The organism is Carnobacterium mobile DSM 4848, from assembly GCF_000744825.1.
Lineage (GTDB): Bacteria > Bacillota > Bacilli > Lactobacillales > Carnobacteriaceae > Carnobacterium_A > Carnobacterium_A mobile.
This window is the reverse complement of record NZ_JQMR01000001.1, coordinates 1,526,091-1,546,957: the sequence shown is the minus strand read 5'-3', so window position 1 is coordinate 1,546,957 and position 20,867 is coordinate 1,526,091. Positions and strand designations below refer to the sequence as shown.

The window sequence follows — 20,867 nt, the reverse complement described above, 5'->3', positions numbered from 1 at the left end:
ATACCGAACAGTTAATAGCAGAGGAGGAGAAAGAAAATGCAGAGTCAAAAGAGTTTTGAAAAAGAAAACAGAGGCATGTTGTATCTGGTGCCCACTCCTATTGGAAATTTGGAAGATATGACGATCCGCGGCATTCGGATACTGAAAGAAGTTGATCTTATCGCTTCTGAAGATACACGCAATACCCAGAAGTTGTTAAATCACTTTGAAATCAAAACGTCGCAGATCAGTTTTCATGAACACAATACCCAAGAACGCATTGTGCAGCTCCTCGAAAAAATGCACGAAGGAGTGACAATTGCACAAGTCAGTGATGCAGGGATGCCTTCCATCAGTGATCCCGGGCATGAATTAGTGGTAGATTGTATTGAAGCTGGGATACCCGTTGTTCCATTACCTGGAGCAAATGCCGGATTGACCGCTTTGATCGCTTCAGGAATTGCTCCGCAGCCTTTTTATTTTTATGGGTTTTTACCGCGCAAGAAAAAAGAACAGATTCAAGAATTGAAAGAATTAAATCAGCGGCCAGAGACCTTGATTTTATATGAATCGCCTCATCGTTTAAAAGAAGTGTTAAAAAATATGGTAAGTGTTTTTGGGGAAGAACGAAGAATCGTTTGCTGCCGTGAATTAACCAAACGCTATGAAGAGTTTATCCGTGGTACGATAGCGGAAGCTTTGGAATGGGCAACCACTTCAGAAGTACGCGGCGAATTTTGTTTGATCATTGAAGGCAACAGCGCAGCTTCTTTAATCGCTGAAGCGGATACCTCATGGAGCTCAATGACTCTTTCAGAGCATGTTAACGCAGTGATCGACGAACGAGGGCTTACCAGCAAAGAAGCAATCAAAGAGGTAGCTAAATTAAGAGACATAAAAAAACAAGAGGTTTATGCTGCTTATCATGAGCTTTAAAGAAAAAAGTGAATAAACGATAAAAAATGGCATTTTATCAATCATTTCCTAACTTTTTGGACAAGTTTCTCATTTAAATTAGAGAGCTTGTCCCGAAAGAGTAAAACCGGGGCAAAGAACGGTTAGAAAAGGGTAGATCGTCTCTCATTAATGAAAAACAGTATTGAGAATTTGGTTAATCTGTTTTTTTGCTTAATTGAATAAAAAAGACTTGCTCAAAAAAGAAATTTTTCGTATACTTATCGACAACACCATAAAATAATGAATGACAGAGATCATTCGTTTTAGGAGGAAAATAAAATATGGAACAACAAACGGCAACTGGTAATCCAACCATGTCAGGCTACCAAAAGAAAGTATTGGCTTCATCAGCAGTAGGATACGGATTAGAAAATATGGACATTATGTTCTTATCTTTTTCATTATCTTCTATCATTGCGGATTTGCAGCTCAATAGTGCGGCAGCAGGACTCATCTCAACGGTGACTAATTTAGGGATGCTACTAGGGGGCGTTTTATTTGGTGTATTAGCCGATAAACATGGTCGAATCAAAATGTTCAGCTACACTGTTTATATATTTGCTTTCGCCACAGCGGCTATGTACTTTGCAAACAACATCTACTTAATTTACTTCTGCCGATTTTTAGTGGGAGTAGGAGCAGGCGGCGAATACGGAATCGGTATGGCTCTGGTTGCTGAAGTATTTTCTAGAAAGAAAATGGGAGCGATGACGTCAATCGTCACAATTTCTGGACAATTCGGCTCTATTTTAGCAGCAATCTTAGCGGCACTTATCATCCCAACACTCGGATGGAACACATTATTCTTATTTGGTCTCGTGCCGGTCGTTATGGCTGTTTTGGTGCGCAAGCATTTGGATGAAACAGATGAATGGAAACAAGCACAAAAAGAAACGGACGGTCCTTCGACATCGATCAAAGAATTATTTAAAACCCCTAAGTTAACGCGCTTGACGGTTTCCTTGATGATCATGGCCACCGTTCAAATTGCCGGTTACTTTGGTTTAATGAATTGGCTGCCATCGATTTTACAAGAAAGCTTAGGATTATCGGTTTCAGACTCATCAATTTGGATGATTTCAACAATTATTGGTATGAGTATTGGCATGCTGCTATTTGGCCGTATCTTGGATAAATTAGGTGCCCGGACAGCTTATGCGCTGTTCTTAATCGCTTCAGCAGCTTCAGTCTTTTTGTTTGTCACAGCGACTAGCGAATGGACATTGTTGTTAGGAGGAGCGGTCGTCGGCTTTTTTGCAAATGGAATGTTTGCAGGGTATGGAGCAATCGTCGGCAGACTTTATCCAACTCACATACGTTCAACAGCTAATAATGTCATTTTGAATGTAGGCCGTGCAGTTGGCGGATTTTCATCTGTCGCGATTGGCCTCATTCTAGATCATTACAATTTGTTTGCGGTTATGTTGTTCTTATCTGCACTCTATTTAATCAGTTTTGTGATCATGATGAGCATCAAAGGCTTGAAAAAAGAACATTACCAAAATCCAGATTATAGTGTCGAATAACTCCTAATCATTACTAAAAAATCCCAAAAGAAGGTGCTGAGTAAAGCACTTCTCTTCTGGGATTTTTCGGTTCTTTATCAAAAATCGTGTTGGTAATGCTTAAATAGTGAAATTTCCTCCGGAATTTACGCGTCTGCTTGCAAGAAGCCATGAGAACGGCTGGAGCCTTATCTGTCTCCAGCCTTTCAAGCCTCAAACGAAGCCTAACCGCTTCGTAATTTGCATTGAATCCTTTACATGGCTGCAAGCAGACGCTATTCCTCCAAAAATTTCAAGATTGTAAAATAGATTCATTTTTCTTACCAACACCAAAAATAATAGAACCGATTTTTCGTTTTAGTTCTATACATCTTATTCTTCTAGTGAGGCATTTTCTTTTGCCAATAAGTCGCGAATTTCTTTTAAGTATTGTTCAGCAGCAGGTATTTCCACTTCCTCGCCGACTTCACCTGTTTCTTTTTTAAACTTAGCAGCTGCAGTATTAATAATTTTGATAAACATAAAAACAACAAAGGCAATCAGCAAGAAATTAATAATGGCTTGTAAAAAGGCACCATAAGCTAATGTGGTATTTCCGATTTTTAAAGATAAATTAGAAATGTCATGGCCGCCGATAACTATCCCAACTACGGGCATAATGATATCTTCAACGAGAGAGGTTACAATCGCTGTAAATGCAGACCCGATGACGACCCCAACAGCTAAGTCGAGTACATTTCCTTTAAAAGCAAATTCTTTAAATTCTTCTATAAAATTTTTCATGTGGTTTGCTCCTTCTTTTTCAACTGTTCTCAGTATAATAAAAAAGAGAAGCAATTAAAAGGGTGATCCCTTAAGCGTACTTTATTTAGTAGAACTAACTGACTGGTGAAACGTAAACTACAGCACAAAAAGGAACTAATAAGAAAGATTCTCTTAAATCCAATAGCAAATAGGTAGGCAGAAAAGCAATTTAAGGTATAATGAGGAGGAAATGAAAAAGGAATATACATAAAGGAGGAAAAGGAACATGACAAAAAAATTCAATTTTTTTATGATGGCATTTGCTGGTTTAGTTCTTTTGAGCGCTTGCGGAACAGAAAACAATGGAGCGACGGAATCATCCGTTAGTTCTAGTGCTGTTTCTGTTTCAGAGTCGTCAAGCCAGGAAGTTACAGCAGAAGCAGTTTATCAAAAAATGTATGATGATAGTTTAGCACAATTTGAGGCCGGTAAGCTGGATGAAGCGGCGGGCAGTATTGAAACGCTTTTGCAAAATGATTTATCCGATTATAGTGAGTTAAAAGAAAAAGCAGCTAAACTAAAAACAGAAATCAATTCAGCTCAAGCAGAAAAAGCCAAAGCAGATGAAACGGCGGCTATGCTAGAAAACTCAGCTTATAAAACAGAACGCACTTCAGATTTGGCAGCAACAGAGTTCGAAGCAGCTACCGGAAAAGATATCAAAACAGTCTCTGATGATGAGATTAAAACATGGTTAGCTGAAAAAGACGCAGCTGCTAATTCAGCCGCTGAATCTTCTGAAACAACCGATACATCAGCAGCAAGCAGTGCCGCTTCCAGCTCTTCAGCAGCTCCGACAATGACAGCAGATGAAGAACGAACAGCTGTATTAAATGAGGTTGTTTCGAAAACAGGAATTTCTCCTGAAGACAATCAATTTTATGTAACAAAAAATGATGATGGATTGTACCAAGTCGAAATCCGCCATGCTCATGAAGTAGAAGGAGTCGAAATTTCTAATATGGTAGGAATGTTCCAATATGATTTAACCAATAAAACGTTAATGAAAATGGATCCATTGACTGGTGAATACATTCCTTACACTGATTAACTAACTGTATATGCAAAAAGGATTGCCTTTTAAAAAACTAAAAAGGCAATTCGTTTATTTTTCTTTGAAAAACAGAATCAAGTGTTTCTTTTTCTGAGAAGTTTTTTCAGGGTAAGTTTAGATAGAGAAAAACCGCTTACTATCGAACCGATAACTAAGATAAATGAAGAGAATAAACTAGTTGATCCCGATCCATAAAAATAATCACGAAAGAGATAGAAAATGCCGAAGCCAATTAGTAAGGATAAAAGCATCCCTAGTACGTAATAACTTAATTTATAGGAAAAGGAAGCAAAGTCAGGTACATTTTCGTCTTTGTTGTCCATACTTCCGGTAACCGGAAGAAACTGCGGGCCATCTAATTGATTGTTAGCATTATTCTTTCCTACATTTACGCGTGAATACATTGAGCTGGAAATATTGTTTTCTTTATTGTACTTATTTTGCTGATCACGATCACTCATTCTTTTTTATCCTCCTCATTCGTTGATTTTCCTTATTGTTATAGTTTAAGTATACAATATAGCCCGTAAAAGATACAGAAAACGTCTTATTTTCCGTAACATCTTCAGGTTGAATGTAACATAAACGTGATATAAAAAATATATTTGACTAAAATGTATCTAAATTGGTAAAATTCATTTGAATTGTAACAAGATTTCCTGTAAATTTATTAATGTGAGCGATTTGGCTGAGGAGAATGTAAATAAATCACTTGCCAATAAAAAAAGTACTAATTGGTTAGTTAAAATAAAAAAAGTGGGGATAAAATGTGCGGATTTGTTGGGTATATTTCAAATAAAAAACACACGATAGAAGAGAAGCAAAAGACAAAAGTTCAAAAAATGAATAAAAGAATTGTGCATAGAGGTCCGGATGAAGAGGGCTATTATAGTGATGATACCATCGCTTTAGGGTTTAGAAGATTAAGTATTATCGATATTGAGAAAGGCCATCAACCTTTGTCCTATGAAGAAGAACGTTACTGGATTATTTTTAATGGCGAGATCTATAACTACATAGAACTTCGAGATGAATTGGTTGGAAAGGGCTATACGTTTCAAACGGACAGTGATACAGAAGTAATCATTGCAGCTTATTCAGCCTATAAAGAAAAAGTAACCAGCAAGTTAAGAGGGATGTTTGCATTCGTTATCTGGGATAAACTAGAAAAAACTTTTTTTGGTGCTCGTGATCATTTTGGTATCAAGCCATTTTATTATGCAGTAGAAAATCAAGGGTTGTATGTAGCCTCTGAGAAAAAATCGATTTTAAAGGTTATCAAAGACCGTCAATTAGACGAAGTAGCTTTGCAGAATTACTTGACCTTTCAATATATTCCTGGACTGGAAACCATGCATCAATCCATTAAGGAACTTGCACCTGGTCATTTTATTACGAAAAAACTGAATGAAGAAGTTAAAATCACTAAATATTGGCAAGCAGATTTTTTGCCCGTTGCTAAATCAGAAGAAACATTTGCAAAAGAAATCAGAGCAAGTTTATATGATTCAATTGAGAAGCATATGCGATCAGATGTTACAGTTGGTTCGTTTTTATCAGGAGGAATTGATTCTTCTATTATTGTTGCAATTGCGCGAGAATTTAACCCTAAGTTAAAAACGTTATCGGTCGGATTTGAAAGAGAAGGTTACAATGAAATCAATTTGGCTGAAGAAACCGCTGAAGAACTGAGAGTAGACAATTTTAGTTATACGATTACTGCCCAAGAATTTATGGATGAATTTCCGCGTTTTGTTTGGCATATGGATGATCCTTTAGCAGACCCGGCTGCCGTGCCGCAGTTCTTTTTATCCAGATTAGCTCGCGAACATGTGAAAGTCGCTTTGTCTGGCGAAGGCGCAGATGAGTTATTTGGCGGGTATGGGATTTATAACGAACCGCATGCTTTAAGAATGTTTAATCACACTGGGAAGGTTACCAATCAAGCGATTAACAGACTAGCGAAGCTGATGCCAGAAGGGGTCAAAGGGAAAAGCTTCCTTTTAAGAGGAACGATTCCTTTAGAGAACCGGTACGTGGGCAATGCAAAAATCTTTGAAGAAGCTGAAAAGAAGAAACTTTTAAAAAATTACAACGTACGTTATCCTTATCATGAAGTAACAAAACCGTTTTATGAACAGACGCTCGGCTACCATCCTGTTGATAGAATGCAATTGATTGATATCAACACGTGGTTAAGCGGTGACTTGCTGTTAAACGCGGATCGGACAACGATGGCGCATTCTTTAGAATTAAGAACGCCATTTTTGGACAAAGAAGTGTTTGAAGTAGCTAGACAAATACCAGCTAATTTAAGAATTGCACATGGAACAACAAAATACATTCTAAGAAAAGCTGTAGAAGGAATTGTTCCAGAAGATGTTATTTACCGTAAAAAATTAGGTTTTCCAGTTCCTATCCGTCATTGGCTTAAAGATGAGATGTATGACTGGGCTTTAACGATTATAAAAGAGTCTCAAACAGAACATTTATTGAATAAATCGTATATAGTGGATTTGCTTGATAAACACCGTACTGGCAAAATAGATTATTCGCGTAAAATATGGACAGCTTTAACATTTATGGTCTGGCATCGTATTTATGTAGAAAAATCTCAAGAATTTTTAACAGAGCCTCTAACTTATGCTGTTAAACAATAAAGTAGTGTAGGTTAGAAAAGCTAGTTGCAAATAATATCTTGAACGAAGTACACATCTATCAATGAGTTGCTTACTCGTCGGTAGATGTGTATTTTGTTTTCTTTTCATTTCTTTACAAAAATAGTGAGAAGCTGTAAGAAACGAATGCAACACAAAAGACCTCTCTGTATGGAGAGATGGATAATCTAATGTTGAATCCTTTTATGGTTATAAAGTCATTTCTTTTTTAATTTCAATAAAGGTAATATCTGATTTATCTTGATAGTCTTCAAGATAGAATGGTTGAATTGTGATATTATCATGGTGCTTGATAAAGTAAGCTTTTGATTTAGTATCCATGATCGATGTATATAAAGTTTCATCTTTATGTCCTTCTTTGAGATCTACTACCGCGCCTGTCGGGATATCGGCTTGTGATAAGATACGAAAGCCCTGTAAGATAGCAGCTTGACGTTCTAAATCTTTCGGTGTGTGAGCTACAAAAAAAGCAGAACGGACAAAACGCGATGGTGGTGTAAAATCACCTGGAAGACCAACTGCTCCGCTTCCTTCCCCAAACTTGGAAAGTACAGTCCCATTAAAGTCTTTGGTTTCAATATTTTCTGGTCTGATATTTAAGTAATTCTTCAAGTTTGTTTCATGCCAATGGAATTCGGGAGCATTCGTCAAAACACCATAAGGATTATCATAAGGAACCAGGTGTCCGTTTTTTGGCTCTAAAACAATTTTTCCACCTTCAGCATCCATAAAAAAGAAATGATTGCTCGTTGCTTGCAGTTCTCCTTCTCTATCTTTTTCCAATAAAACAAGTTTTTCAGCTTCTTCTCTTACTTCAGCAACATCTTTGCATCTGCTCAACAAATAATCAAAAGCTGTTGATGTAATGGTATTTATTTTCCCTTCTACAGCTTCTTTCGCAAATGAAGCATAGCCTGGAAACAAATTGCTGGAACCCATTAGTCCCATCTCATTGATTCCATCTCCTAAAGAAGCAATGTTAAAGAAGCCGGTTCCGATAGTTGCATACTTTGTGGCAAATGTTCTATCTTTTATTTTGAGGAACTCTTTATTGTTTTTTGGAATATAAAGAATCTTGTTATCTAATTTTACGCTAACTTCTAAAGTCCTACCAAAAACTATTCCTTCTGGGTAAGAAAAGCCAATTGTTGTGCACATCTTATTCGTCTCCTTTTTAATAACTAGTTAGTGTGATTTTTGGAATGTAAAAAAGACTTTTTCATCTTCTATCAGTATACTAACATAGTTCTTATCTACCTACATCCAAGTTATACTTTTCATAGGCGGAATTACCTTCTGCTTTTTTAGAATTGGATAAAAGCAATGCATATCATTGGAAAACGGTTTCTTCATGCTGTTATACTGCTTATAAGATAATCAGTCTATTAAGACTTTAGGAGGAATAGCAGATGGTACAAGAAACGTATTTGATTACAGGTGCAGGAACTGGATTTGGAAAAGGTATCGCTTTCGGTTTAGCAGAACAAGGGAAAAAGGTCATTGCCGGAGTTGAAACGATGTCAGAAGTGTCAGCGCTTGAAAAAGAAGCACAAGAAAAGAAGGTTGACATCCAAGTTGAAAAATTAGATGTGACTAACCCAGCTGATAGAGAAAGAGCGTGGACATGGGATGTAGATGTGTTACTGAATAACGCTGGAGTTTCTGAAGGCGGATCATTAGCAGATATACCAGAAGAACGTTTGCGGAATCAATTTGAAGTGAATGTATTCGGACCCATTCTATTGACTCAAAAATTTGCTAAAGCAATGGCGAAAAAACAAAGAGGGAAAATCGTCTTTATGTCTTCGGTTTCCGGTCTGATGGCAGATCCGCTATCTGGACCTTATGGGGGATCGAAATTTACGTTGGAAGCTTTTGCTGAATCGCTTAGCAAAGAACTACAAGAATTCAAGGTGCAAGTGGCGGTGATCAACCCAGGGCCTTACTTAACTGGGTTCAATGACCGCGAATTTGAGGCATGGAGAATGTGGCGTGACAATCCGGAAGAACGGCTTTTTGATTATGAACAGCTGGCTTTTCCTTATGAACAAATGGATCCAGAAGACGTCATCAAAGAAGCCATCAAAGTATTGACTGGTGAAACGAAAGATTACCGAAACGTTGTTCCAAAAGCAATGGTACCAATGGTCAAGAAGAGACAAAAAGAGTTATGGGATAAAAAGTACGATGAGAATTTGGGAGAAAGAAATGAACTGGTTCAAAAGTCAATCGACATTGAACCCGCTACGACTCCTGTCAAAGGTATCGTAAATAAGATAAAAGACAAGTTGTGAGATTGAAAAGAAAGAGAATTGCCTTTGTGGCAGTTCTCTTTTTCGGCTCTTTAACAATCGTGTTGATAATTCTTAGACAGTGTAATTTCCTCCGGAAATTATGTGTCTGCTTGCAAGAAACCATGGGATCGTCTGGAGCCTTTCGTGTCTCCAGCCTTTCAAGGTTTGTCATGGTTGTTGCTGCTTTAGCAGTTTTACAGACATAATACACTTGGGCTCACGCCCACAGTGCTACTTTGAATCATCCTTTATATGGCTGCAAGCAACCACTATTCCTCCAAAAAATTTAAGAGAGTGGAATAGATTTATTTTACTTACCAATATCAAAAATGATAGGATCCTAAATTTTTAAAAACTCTTAACAAAAAGATGTCAATTTAGTTAAACTTTTGAACTACTCCCACTTACGCTGTCGCTTAGAAGTGAGAGATTCTTGGGAACAAAGTAGACTTAACAGCGGATGTCTTTACTGTCAGAGGTTGCTTTTATGGACCAAGCTATCCCCGCAGTACCTGCGGTTTTATTTTTTTATACAAGTTGTAAGGACCTCAATCCCTCTTGCAGAATAGTAATACTCGCATTGATATCTCGGTCATGAAGTATCCCGCATTCCGGGCAGATCCATGCTCGTATGTTCAAGGGTTTCTTTCCGTCCCGATGGCCACATGCAGAACAGATCTGACTGGAAGGGAACCACCGACTGACTTTAATGACTTTCTTTCCATACCAATCTGCTTTGTAGGTCAATTTTTGTACAAAAGCCGACCACGACACATCGGAAATACTTTTGGCGAGTTTATGGTTCCTTTTCATGCCTGAATGGGAACAAAAAACGAGACAACTTGTTGAACAACGTTCAAACGACATTCATCTCCCCTTAGAGAAGAGGGAGTCTTCTGTCGGGAATTGATAAAAAATAAGCTAGAAGTGTCAAGAAAGTGTCACTTCCCGAAAAAATATCTTTTTCGTACATAAGAAAGATAGCAAAAAAAAACAGTTCCATTTATAATCAAGAAGTAGAAGAAGAGGTAGGGAATAAGGGAGGAAACACTCATTTGATCGAGTTAATTGAAGAATTCAAAGCTAATTATAAAGCGATTATCCATTCAGATAAGTTAAGTGACCGCAAAAAAAATACGATGCTTAAAAATTTGTTAATCGATATCGAAAGTATCTTTTTTAAATCATGCAGCAAGGAACAACCTTCCATTGAAAAACAACAAGAAGCAGCTAAACAACTTTATCAAGACATAAAAATGGATCTCCTTTCTTACTAACTAGAAAGAAACTGATAGAAAGTACTGCACCCAAAAAGCCGAGAGAAATCTCTTCTTTTGAGGTGCAGTACTTTTTTGCAAAAGAGAAATTTATAGATAATTCTAGCGAAAATAAGTAATCCATTCTATCTTAAGCAATATAATGAAATCCATTAATTATTTAATGCTTATCGTTAAATAATAGTTGTTTATCATAATTTAAAACGCTATACTTTGTGTGAATTAAACAAAAGGAGTGGTAGATGTGAATAAAAAAATTATCTTTACAAGTAAACTATTGAATATCTTTTTGAAATTCCTGGGGATATTGAGTGTTTTTATAATTGTCTTATTTATTGTCGGCGCTAAGTTTGGGTTTATGAAGGTGTCAGATTTTGAATTAACGCAAAGTTCTTTTCCGCTTTTCGGTATGGGATATAGCTCTACCACTAATGTAGAACTAGTGCAGCTAAGAGAAGGATACATCATATTTAGTATTGGAATAATAGTGAGTATGATTTATGCAGTTCTATTTTTTGTAGCGAGTTCTATTTTTAGCGATATCTCAAATGGTGAATCTCCATTTAAAAAATTGCAAGTAAAGCGGCTAAAAAGAGTTTCTTGGCTGTTTACCAGTACGATTTTTATTCCCCTCATTTTACAAAATGTTCTTCATTGGATCCTAATTCCAGGTGGATACTATTTTATTAGTTTAGGAGGGACAGAGTTGGTTACAGCCATTATTTTTTATATTTTAGCCGAAATTTTTGCTTATGGTGCAGCATTGCAAAGAGAAGTAGATGAGACATTATAGGGAGGGATCAACATGGCGATTATTTTAAGATTAGACCGAGTTATGGCAGATAGAAAGATGTCCTTAAATGAGCTGTCTGAAAAAGTTGGCATTGCAAATGTTAATCTCTCCAAAATCAAAACAGGTAAAGTTAGTGCTATCCGATTCTCAACGCTAAATGCCATCTGCAAAGTTTTGGATTGCCAACCGGGAGACATTCTCGAATATACACCTGATGAATAAGTTCTTATTCGGGACTAAAAGAAGTGTGTTAGTATAGTAAAGAACAAGAATTTGTAAGCGTTTATTTAGATGTTGAGATTTGTGTCAATTTATTTAAAAAAGTAAATTATAAAAGGAGGAAGTTTATGTACTTAATTTCGGGAACGTTATTTTTCATAACTTCATTTTTTATTTTTATAGGTAATTATGTATTAAGTGATATGTATTACAATGAGATAAACGGTTTTATTTCATTTTTCGCTATGATTTATTTAATTATGGGTGTTGTTTTTTATTATGCTCACTACTCTGAGAATATTAAAAAGTAATAAATAAGTAAGTTTTTCTTGAAAAGTCTATTCAGATGATTTAAAACAGGAGGATAGTTTATTTGAAAGTATTATTTCATACAGTCTCATTTATAATGTTGATATCACTTGTAATTGTTTACATCTCTTATGTTCATTACGATGGAAATTTAATTTGGATTCCTGGTATTTTACTATTTACAGGACTATGTTTTAATTGGTACCTCTTTTCTAGCTTATTTAATAAAATAAGTAAGGATAAGGAGAAATAACAATGAAGATAACGAAAATATCTACAGTTATAGCTATTATTATTGGAATAGGCTTCTTATATATGAATATACCATTTGATAAGCAAACACTTTATTTTATGCCGCTGATAATTATTGTTAATTTAATCCGAATATGGGAGAAAGCTAAAAAACAAGGATAACACTCGCAGAGTAAAAGAAATCGTATTTTAATAAGTTGAAATAGGCAGCATGCAAATAGCATGCTGTCTATTTAGTCTATCAACTCAAAATTTGTTTCTACTTTTTTGCTGCTGGCTTTCCATAAAATTAAGGAGATAGAAAGAGTTCCTAAAGAACCAAGGATGATGATGCTCCTAAGAGTCATGAATTGAGTGGTGATTCCGAATAATAAAATCATTATCATAGTAAAGAGCGATTCAACTAATCCGTACAGACTGCCGATTCTGCCCATAAGATCAACTGGAATGTTTAACTGGTAAAAGGATTGAAAGCCTGTATTTGCAAAAGCTAGAGAAAAGGCTAAAACAAAAAAGCCGATACTAGCAGCAATAAAGGAAGTTGAAAAGGCATAAATGAGATAACCAATAGAAACCAAAAGAGTCCCTCCGCCCATCATCAGAGCTAACGAAAGAGAATCAGCTACTGCTACTGTGGCTATCGATCCTACTAAAATTCCAGCACCAGCTACACTAACTAAAAATCCATACTCTTGATTGGATAAGTTTAATACACTGATTGAAAAGGTTGCTTCGAGGGAATCCAACGCGGTAGCCATGACGGTTATTCCGCTAAAAGAGAAGTAAATTTTCATAATTAAACGATAGCTTAAACTAAACGATTGAACAGCTTTGAAATCAGCTTTCAGCATATTTAAAGAGAGCTTTTCATGTAAGGCTTTTTCACTTATGGTTTCAACATTAGGCAAAAATAAAGTTAGAACACCAGCTGAAAATAAAGCTGCAGCATTTGTCAAAATAGCAAAGTTTGGTGTTCCAAATGCTAAAAGTATTCCGGCTACTGCTGGGCCAATTAGAAATGCTCCTGAATCGATTAAGCTGCGAAAGGAATTAAATTTTTTGATTTGTGCAGCGGCCAAAGTACGTGTGATATAAGACATGGAAGTCGGTTGGAAAACAGCATTGGCACTGCCTAAGGTAAAAACAATAAAATAAACGATCCAAAGAGAAGAGAAAAAGGGAAGCAAAGCAATCACTCCAGCACGAATTAAATTCAGAGCAATGAGAAGAGTGCGTTTATTCAAACGATCAATCAAACTGCCTGCCCAAAAATTAGTCAGCACAGTGGCTAAAGGTTGCATAATATAAAGCCCTGTGACAGCAAGCGCATTGTTGCCGCTACTTTCTAAGACAGCTAAATTAAGCGCAATAAAATAAATCCACTCTCCAATATTTGCTATCCCGATGGTTACTAATAAAATAATAGGATTTTTCCAAGCTGCTATTGTTTTACTGTTCATTGTTATCATCCGCCTTCACCGCAATTTTTAAGTTAAATAAAAAAATTCACCTCCAAGACTATTTTGTCTTGGAGGCGAAATTTAATCTCATCGCGGTGCCACTCCATTTTACCAATATGTCGCCATATTGATCTTAGCAGGTACTTCAGCAAATAAACGGATTATACCTTTGCCCGATAACAGAGGCGTTCTGTTACATCATCACCAAAATGAAGTTCCGATGCACTGCTCAGAGGCTTGTTTCAACAAGTATTCATTTACTCTTTTTCAGCTAACAGAGCTCTCTATGAAATGTCTGCTTGTTTACTCTTCTCATCACTGCATTTAATTGATTGTTATCCTATCATTGTTCATACAGCATTGTCAATAAAGAAAGTAAAGATAAGAGGCGAAACATGAATTATTCTCATATATATACATAAAACTTATAGAACGAGTTAATGGATTAAATTTTCTACAGTTACTGTTTCACCTGAATCAACAACAGCTTGCAAACGTTCATTAGCACTAAAATCAGATTGATTAATTACTAAACTATATTTTTTCTTTAGTTAATGTAGTAGTTTGTATTGTTTTGCTCTAAATATTTTTTTCACAATAATAAAAATGAATAACCATCTTTTATCCATTTAATTCCTTTGGAAAAGCGTTATCACTTGTTTTTCAAGACTTTCTTTTTATTTCAAGCGTGTTTTTTAATGTAGAACGAAGGGTTATTTTTTAAAAGATAGTATTTTAATGCACTTTCTTTTTAAAAAAATAATATAAGTGATATAATGCACATTAGATGTAAGAAATTTTATAGGAGGTTTTATTTTGAAAGTTATTGTAGTAGGAACATCTCACGCTGGTTATGAGGCAATCGAAACATTATTGAAGGAACAACCCGATGCAGAATTGCATTTATATGAACGAGGGACAACCGCTTCATTTTTATCTTGCGGAATTCAAAGCTACTTAGAAGGTATTTCGGAATCGTTGGATCGTCTACATTATGCAACAGAGAAATCATACTTAGAACAAAAGGTAACGATTCATATGAACAGCGATGTTATAGGCATTGATCCAGCTGGCAAGAAAATCACTGTTAAAACAGAAAACGAAGAAACAGAAGAAAGCTATGATAAGTTGATCATCACCCCTGGAGCTGTTCCGATAGAACTACCGATTCCAGGAGCGGATTGTGAGAATATTTTTTATGTACGTGGCCGCGACTGGGCAGCCAAAATCAAGGAACGTATGAAGAAAGCGAAAAAAGCCGTTGTTGTCGGCGGAGGCTATATTGGTATTGAAGTAGCGGAAGCATTTGCTAAAGCTGGTATCGAAACAACGGTTGTTGATGCTTTAGACCGCGTTTTGGCTACTTATTTAGACACAGAATTTACCGATACTTTAGAAGCCCATATGGAACAAAAAGGATTAAAAGTCCGTACTGGAGAAATGGTAAAAGAAATCCAAGATGATAAAGGTTCAGTTGCTAAAGTTATTACTGATAAAGGGGAATACGAAGCAGATACGGTGATCATGGCGGTTGGTGTTCGTCCTAATACGAAATGGCTTCAAGGAATCGTTGAATTGAACGAAGATGGTACTGTTGTTATTGATGACTACATGGAGACGTCACAAAAAGATATTTTTGCAGCTGGAGATGCGACAAAAGTTCCTTTTGCTCCAAGTAACGGGTCAAAATTGATTGCATTGGCATCCAACGCTCGCCGTCAAGGTGTGATTGCAGCGAAAAATATCATGGAGAAAGAAGTTAAAATGCCAGCTGTTTCCGGTACTTCTGGTCTTTCTTTGTTTGATTATAACTTTGCTTCTACAGGAGTCAAAGACTGTGATAGCGATACTATAGAAGCTGAAGTAGCTAGCACATATGTTGAAGAGAGAATCCGTCCCGCATTTATGGGCGACGAAGATTCTGTATTGATGAAAATCCATTTCGAAAAAGACAGCCATCGAATCGTTGGGGCTCAACTGATGTCAACATATGATATCACAGCGGCGATCAATACCTTGTCAGTGTGTATTTCAGCAGAATGGACATTGGAACAGCTTGCTCTTGCGGATTTCTTCTTCCAGCCAGGCTACAATCGTCCATGGAACTTCCTGAACGTTCTCGCACAAGAAGCACTGGGTGAGACTTTTGGAAGCGATAAAATGTTGTTCTGATTAAATTTAAAATGAACTAATAGAATCTTATAAAATAAAACTCACCTCTAAATGCATTTAAATGCTGCTAGAGGTGAGTTTTGTTTATGGGTAATGAAAAATTTGACTAGCGTTTGTGTCGAAGTGTTCGGTTTTAACAGATTAATTTTCGATACGTATATTTTATTCAAATTTCAGTTGCCGATACTATTTGCCGAAGAACCTAGAAAAATCAGATCAGTTTTTCTGTTGATTGTTTTTTTGTTCTTCTTTTTCCTCCTCTTCTTCTTCCTCTTCCTCTTCCTTATATTCTTCATCGTTATCCTCACCATAATAATCTTCATTGTATTCTTCATCTTCTGTATCTTTTTGCTCTTCTCGTTCTGCTATTTTTTTGTCGTCGTAGATAAAGATATTATGGAAGATTTTTAAAATAGGGCGTGCAGTTAAAAAGATTGCACCTACTAAATAAAGATACGTCCCATAAATATCTGGGATAGGGGTTAGGCTGGCTATACTTCCAATAACATAAAATATTCCTGTAAGGAGATCAGTGGTTAAAGAGATAAGGGAATAACGATTTTGAAAGTACAAACGAAAGCGACCGCTCTTTATTTCGATATCTTCTTCTTTACCAGGGTGAAGATCATGTTTTTTACGATTAATTTTTGGCATATCCATTTACCTCACTTTATTTATCAAACGTTTATTTTTCATTATACAATTTTGTATTTTCTATTACCAAGAATAAACTCCTATAAGCAACTTTTACGCTTCTGAAAGTTAGGTAAAAAATATCCACAAACTGATTTAGAGTTCATGATTATTTTAATCTTTTTGAATATAACGAGCTACAGGATAATCAGATACAGGTAAATCAGTTGGTTCATTCAGAATTAATTGAGTTAAGATACGGCCAATAATTGGTCCTGAAGTTAAGCCTGAAGATCCTAACCCGCTGGCTACATATAAGCTAGGTGATTCAGGGATTTCGCCGAAGAAAGGCGCAAAGTCAGAAGTAAAAGCACGTGTACCAACACGCGTTTCTTTGATCGTCGCTTTAGCTAAGCTAGGAGCCAATTCGGCAGCTTCTTTCAACATAACAGTTAGCTTTTCCTCAGTGGGTGTCAAATCATATCCTTCATCATTTTCATGAGTAGCTCCAATCACGATCCGTCCATTTGGAAAAGGAATCATATCTTTCTCTCCATCTGGCATGACTACAGGCCAGTTTTCAGTTTCTTGCTCTACTTCCAAATGAATCAACTGTCCTTTTTGTGGACGGATGTCGACAGAAAAACCTAAAGGCTGTAAAATTTCCGGTAACCAAGCACCTGTTGCTAAAACGACAGCAGAAAATGATTTAGTATGTGTAGGTGTTGCAATAGTATAAGTACCGCTCGGGGATACCGTTAACTGAGCTTTCTCAGCAAAATAATCTGCTCCATTCGAAATAGCTGCATTCACTAGTTTTTTAGTCAGCAATGCCCCATCAACTCGTGCTCCGCCAGAAGCAAATAAAGCCGATTGTTCCGTTTTTAACAAAGGCAGCTTGGCTTTAATTTCAGCGGGTGAAAGAATGGATAGTTCGCCAATCTCCGGAGCACTTTCTCGTCGTTTTAACGCTATTTTTTCAAGTTTTGTTAATAAATTAGGCGTTTTTTTAAAGACTAACGTTCCAACTTGACGATAAATAGCAGAATGGGAAATATCTTCATTTAAATCATGCAGTAATGTTGGGTAAAAAGCTGCACCAGCAGCGGCTAATTGGTACCATTGTTTGTTGCGACGTTGGGAGAGCCAAGGGCAAATAATTCCCGCTGCAGCTGAAGTCGCTTGCCCAGTTCCTTCATCGTAAATTGTGACCGCATAACCTGCAGCGCTAAGATAAAAGGCAGTGGTTGCTCCCACAATGCCAGCGCCTACAATTGCAATGGATGTTTTGTTGTTCATAATAAGTCACCTTTTTTCTTTAGATTCTCTTCTAGTTTAGCATAAGAGCAAAGAGAAAAAGACGGTTTATTTTGAGAGTTTCAGAAATATCCATTCGACTCTTTAGTTAAAGCTTTGTTTAGATAAAAAGTGAAAAAAACTAAGGCTGTTCAGCCTTAGTTCAAGAACTAGAAGATACGTTTTTAGAAAAATCGTTTTCAAAGCAGGAAAGGAAATCGCAAAGTCAGTATTAAAAGGATGAATCAGGTTCTTTCAAAAAAAGGAGTTCTTCAGGTGTTGATTGACGATTAAGAATTTCGTTGCGATGTGGGTAACGGCCATACTTCATTAAAATATCTCGGTGTTTTATTTCAAACTCTAAGTTCGTTTCCAATCCTTTTTCTGAAAAGCGTTTTAAAGCTTCTTCGTGGATTACTAAAGATTCGGAATGCATCAAAGGCATATACAAAAAGCTGCGCTGTGCCGCATTTAATTGGTTCAATTCTTTTTGTTTCATAGCTTCTTGGGCTAAAACCAGGGCCATACCATCATAAGCAAAGGAACGAGGATCATTTCGGAAAATATTTCGAGAAAACTGATCCAAAACGATGATTTCTGCTAGACTGCCTTTAAGCGTCTCACGCCATACCGCTAATTCTCCTTGAATCGCTTGTTGATGACAAGCTCCGAAACGCTGGCGAATCTCTTCATCCAATTGTTCATCTTTTTCAAACCATTGTCTGGGCTCAACTTCTTCAAACCAAAAATGTATGATTTCTTGGTACTCCATCTGAGAACCTCCTATTGCGTTATTTATTTAGGTTATCCCCATGTGGATAACTTTAAGAGCAGAAAATCTACTTATCAACAAGTTATCCACAGACTGTCCACAAGTAATTGTTGATTTTTAAAGGCATCATCTCGGATCCTATTCGAAATGATGCCTTTAAGTGAACTCATTTTACTAAATACATTTCTAATTTAAAAGAAGCTACCGAATTTGTCCTTCTCCAAAGACGATGTATTTGGAAGAAGTTAACTCAGCTAGACCCATTGGTCCTCGAGCATGTAGTTTTTGAGTGCTGATGCCAATTTCGGCGCCGAAGCCAAATTCAAAACCATCAGTGAAACGAGTAGAAGCATTAATATAGACTGTGGATGAATCGACTTCACGGTGGAACTGTTGTCCAGCAAAGTAATTATCTGTTACGATTGATTCAGAATGCCCTGTACTGTATTGATTGATATGGTTAATGGCTTCATCCAAGGAAGAAACGACTTTTACAGCTAAAATAAAATCTAAAAACTCTGTTTCCCAGTCTTCTTCTGTTGCAGGCTGCGACTTCTTCAAAATGCTAAGAGCTGTTTCATCCGCTCGCAATTCGACGTGGTATTCAGCCAAAGCGGCTTCAATCACGGGTAAGAATTCAGCAGCGACGTCTTCATGAATCAACAAAGTTTCAGCGGCGTTGCAGACGGAAGGGCGAGAACATTTTGCATTGACGATGATATCGGTAGCCATTTTCAATTGCGCGTCTTTATCGATGTAGACATGGCAATTGCCTGTGCCGGTTTCAATGACGGGAACAGTCGCTGTTTCCATCACAGTTTGGATCAAACGTGTGCCTCCGCGAGGAATTAAAACATCCAAGTAGCGGTTTAAGCGCATCATGTCGCGAGAAGTTTCTCTGGTTGTGTCTTCTACCAATTGGATAGCTGTTGTTGGAAAGTTAGTTTTAGCTAAAGCTTGCTGCAAGACAGTGACCAAAGCTTTATTGGAATGAATGGCTTCTTTTCCGCCGCGTAAAATGACCGCATTTCCTGATTTAAAACATAAGGCACCAGCATCTGTGGTTACATTTGGCCGTGATTCATAAATAATACCGATGACTCCAAGCGGTACACTTTGTTTGCCGATGGTTAAACCTGCTTCATTTTTCCACATGCCGCTCACTAATCCGATTGGATCAGGTAATTCAGCGATCTGTACTAGACCATCCGCCATAGCTTGCAGACGTTCTTCATTCAAAACTAACCGATCCAATAATGTTTCAGCAATATGATTTTCTTTAGCTGCTGCTAAATCTTGCAGATTGGCTGCAAGAATGGCTGAAGTATTTTCCAATAATGCCTGACTCATTAATTGAAGCGCAGTATTTTTCTCTTTAGATGAGGCTTGAGCCAAGTAACGACTGGATTTCTTTGCCTTTTCGCCTAATTCCACTAATGTTTCCATTTATTTTCCTCCTCTTTAATTCGCTTGTTTAGCAGTAAAAAGTGTCCCGATATCTTCTCCGGCAATAATGTTAAAGATAACTGTCGGATCTTCGCCATTAGCTAAGACCATTTGACCGGAGCGCTCTAAAATATGTTCAGCGGCATTTAGTTTAGTAATCATTCCACCCGTACCAAATTTTGATCCGACTCCTCCTGCAAGTGCAAGAAGTTCAGGAGTGATATGATGAACTTCATGGAATAGTTGGGCCTTTTCGTCTTCATTAGGATTTCGATCGTAAAATCCATCAATATCGGACAACATGATCAGCAAATCAGCTTCTGTAATTCCTGCTACGATCGCGGATAATTGATCGTTGTCTCCAAATTTCGTTTCATGATCCAATTCATCGACGGCTACTGTATCGTTCTCATTTACAATCGGGATAACTTTTTTCATTAATAATTGTTCAAATGTATTGATCGCGTTCAACCGGCTTTCAGGAAATTCTACAATATCGCGAGTCATTAGTACTTGTCCAATTACTTGTCCATAATTAAAGAAGAAGCTGCTGTATAAGTTCATCAGCTCGCTTTGGCCAACAGAAGCAACGGCTTGTTGTTCGGGAATGGTTTTAGGAGCTTCCAGCAATTTTAGTCGATGAAGTCCGACCCCCACAGCACCAGAAGATACCAAAATAACTTCTTTTCCTTGATTTCTCAAATCACTTAACACAAAAGCTAATTTCTCCAGCCGTTGCAAGTTAACTGTACCATTAGGATACATAATGGTGCTGGTACCAACTTTTATAACGATTCGTTTACATAAAGTTAAAGCTTGTCTTGCTGTTTTATTCATTACACTCATCCATTCTTTCAAGATACAGTCATTTAAAAGCGAATATCAAATGACTTTAATTGTCTATCATTTTAACAGTTTTCACTTTAAAAGACTATCCTTCAACATTAAAGCAATTTTTTTGTAAATG

General features: G+C 36.9%; 18 protein-coding genes, 2 pseudogenes and 1 other annotated feature. Of the genes and pseudogenes, 10 read left to right on the top strand and 10 right to left on the bottom strand.

Annotation, left to right across the window (positions count from 1 at the left end):
- The first annotated feature begins 36 nt into the window (after positions 1–36).
- Entirely contained in the window at positions 37–915 is an 879-nt protein-coding gene (gene rsmI, locus BR87_RS07340; protein WP_035030472.1) for a 16S rRNA (cytidine(1402)-2'-O)-methyltransferase, read from the top strand.
- 302 nt (positions 916–1,217) lie between these two features.
- Positions 1,218–2,462 carry an MFS transporter gene (locus BR87_RS07335; RefSeq protein ID WP_035030469.1) on the top strand — a complete coding sequence of 415 codons (1,245 nt, stop codon included), beginning with the start codon at positions 1,218–1,220 and terminating at the stop codon, positions 2,460–2,462.
- 351 nt (positions 2,463–2,813) lie between these two features.
- Here BR87_RS07335 and mscL read toward each other — a convergent pair whose 3' ends face one another.
- Complete coding sequence (mscL, locus tag BR87_RS07325) at positions 2,814–3,224, bottom strand: large conductance mechanosensitive channel protein MscL (RefSeq protein WP_035030462.1); 411 nt, start codon at positions 3,222–3,224, stop codon at positions 2,814–2,816.
- 247 nt (positions 3,225–3,471) lie between these two features.
- Here mscL and BR87_RS07320 point away from each other — a divergent pair, with 247 nt between their 5' ends.
- Positions 3,472–4,296, top strand: coding sequence for a hypothetical protein (locus tag BR87_RS07320; RefSeq protein WP_035030458.1), 825 nt, complete (start codon positions 3,472–3,474; stop codon positions 4,294–4,296).
- A 77-nt stretch (positions 4,297–4,373) separates the two neighbouring features.
- Here BR87_RS07320 and BR87_RS07315 read toward each other — a convergent pair whose 3' ends face one another.
- The gene (locus tag BR87_RS07315) at positions 4,374–4,760 is read right to left on the bottom strand and encodes a hypothetical protein (RefSeq protein ID WP_035030455.1); all 387 of its coding nucleotides are present in this window, start codon (positions 4,758–4,760) and stop codon (positions 4,374–4,376) included.
- Positions 4,761–5,066: 306 nt separating this feature from the next.
- Here BR87_RS07315 and asnB point away from each other — a divergent pair, with 306 nt between their 5' ends.
- On the top strand, positions 5,067–6,959 hold the full coding sequence (asnB, locus tag BR87_RS07310; protein ID WP_035030452.1) for an asparagine synthase (glutamine-hydrolyzing): 1,893 nt from the start codon (positions 5,067–5,069) through the stop codon (positions 6,957–6,959).
- A 207-nt stretch (positions 6,960–7,166) separates the two neighbouring features.
- Here the strand turns inward: asnB and BR87_RS07305 are convergent, their stop codons facing one another.
- Positions 7,167–8,135 carry a linear amide C-N hydrolase gene (locus tag BR87_RS07305; RefSeq protein WP_035030449.1) on the bottom strand — a complete coding sequence of 323 codons (969 nt, stop codon included), beginning with the start codon at positions 8,133–8,135 and terminating at the stop codon, positions 7,167–7,169.
- A 251-nt stretch (positions 8,136–8,386) separates the two neighbouring features.
- On the opposite strand from BR87_RS07305, the gene BR87_RS07300 reads away from it, so the two are divergent.
- Positions 8,387–9,271 carry an SDR family oxidoreductase gene (locus BR87_RS07300; protein ID WP_035030446.1) on the top strand — a complete coding sequence of 295 codons (885 nt, stop codon included), beginning with the start codon at positions 8,387–8,389 and terminating at the stop codon, positions 9,269–9,271.
- Positions 9,272–9,799: 528 nt separating this feature from the next.
- Here the strand turns inward: BR87_RS07300 and BR87_RS12845 are convergent.
- Positions 9,800–10,087 (bottom strand): annotated as a pseudogene (locus tag BR87_RS12845) (RNA-guided endonuclease TnpB family protein); the annotation flags it as partial.
- 239 nt (positions 10,088–10,326) lie between these two features.
- Between BR87_RS12845 and BR87_RS07295 the strand changes: the two are divergent.
- From BR87_RS07295 to BR87_RS13190, 4 genes are all read left to right on the top strand, one after another.
- Entirely contained in the window at positions 10,327–10,548 is a 222-nt protein-coding gene (locus tag BR87_RS07295; RefSeq protein ID WP_035032964.1) for a hypothetical protein, read from the top strand.
- Positions 10,549–10,792: 244 nt separating this feature from the next.
- The gene (locus BR87_RS07290) at positions 10,793–11,341 is read left to right on the top strand and encodes a DUF2975 domain-containing protein (RefSeq protein WP_035030443.1); all 549 of its coding nucleotides are present in this window, start codon (positions 10,793–10,795) and stop codon (positions 11,339–11,341) included.
- A 12-nt stretch (positions 11,342–11,353) separates the two neighbouring features.
- Positions 11,354–11,563 (top strand): helix-turn-helix domain-containing protein, encoded by a 210-nt coding sequence (locus BR87_RS07285; protein ID WP_035030440.1) that lies wholly within the window; start codon positions 11,354–11,356, stop codon positions 11,561–11,563.
- 561 nt (positions 11,564–12,124) lie between these two features.
- Positions 12,125–12,283, top strand: coding sequence for a hypothetical protein (locus BR87_RS13190; protein WP_169741138.1), 159 nt, complete (start codon positions 12,125–12,127; stop codon positions 12,281–12,283).
- A gap of 71 nt (positions 12,284–12,354) precedes the next feature.
- On the opposite strand, the gene BR87_RS07270 is transcribed toward BR87_RS13190, so the two are convergent.
- Positions 12,355–13,581, bottom strand: a complete 1,227-nt coding sequence (locus BR87_RS07270; protein ID WP_035030431.1) for an MFS transporter — start codon at positions 13,579–13,581, stop codon at positions 12,355–12,357.
- A gap of 67 nt (positions 13,582–13,648) precedes the next feature.
- Positions 13,649–13,909: a binding site (T-box leader), on the bottom strand.
- Positions 13,910–14,397: 488 nt separating this feature from the next.
- Here BR87_RS07270 and BR87_RS07265 point away from each other — a divergent pair.
- On the top strand, positions 14,398–15,753 hold the full coding sequence (locus BR87_RS07265) for an FAD-dependent oxidoreductase (RefSeq protein ID WP_035030428.1): 1,356 nt from the start codon (positions 14,398–14,400) through the stop codon (positions 15,751–15,753).
- 345 nt (positions 15,754–16,098) lie between these two features.
- Here the strand turns inward: BR87_RS07265 and BR87_RS07260 are convergent.
- From BR87_RS07260 to proB, 5 genes and pseudogenes are all read right to left on the bottom strand, one after another.
- Positions 16,099–16,407: pseudogene (locus BR87_RS07260) on the bottom strand (YrhK family protein); the annotation flags it as partial.
- 153 nt (positions 16,408–16,560) lie between these two features.
- Positions 16,561–17,685 (bottom strand): NAD(P)/FAD-dependent oxidoreductase, encoded by a 1,125-nt coding sequence (locus tag BR87_RS07255; RefSeq protein ID WP_035030425.1) that lies wholly within the window; start codon positions 17,683–17,685, stop codon positions 16,561–16,563.
- Between the two features lie 229 nt (positions 17,686–17,914).
- Positions 17,915–18,454 (bottom strand): DUF924 family protein, encoded by a 540-nt coding sequence (locus BR87_RS07250; protein ID WP_035030422.1) that lies wholly within the window; start codon positions 18,452–18,454, stop codon positions 17,915–17,917.
- 201 nt (positions 18,455–18,655) lie between these two features.
- The gene (locus BR87_RS07245; RefSeq protein WP_035030419.1) at positions 18,656–19,900 is read right to left on the bottom strand and encodes a glutamate-5-semialdehyde dehydrogenase; all 1,245 of its coding nucleotides are present in this window, start codon (positions 19,898–19,900) and stop codon (positions 18,656–18,658) included.
- Between the two features lie 15 nt (positions 19,901–19,915).
- Positions 19,916–20,737 (bottom strand): glutamate 5-kinase, encoded by an 822-nt coding sequence (gene proB / locus BR87_RS07240; RefSeq protein ID WP_035030416.1) that lies wholly within the window; start codon positions 20,735–20,737, stop codon positions 19,916–19,918.
- Positions 20,738–20,867 lie beyond the last annotated feature (130 nt).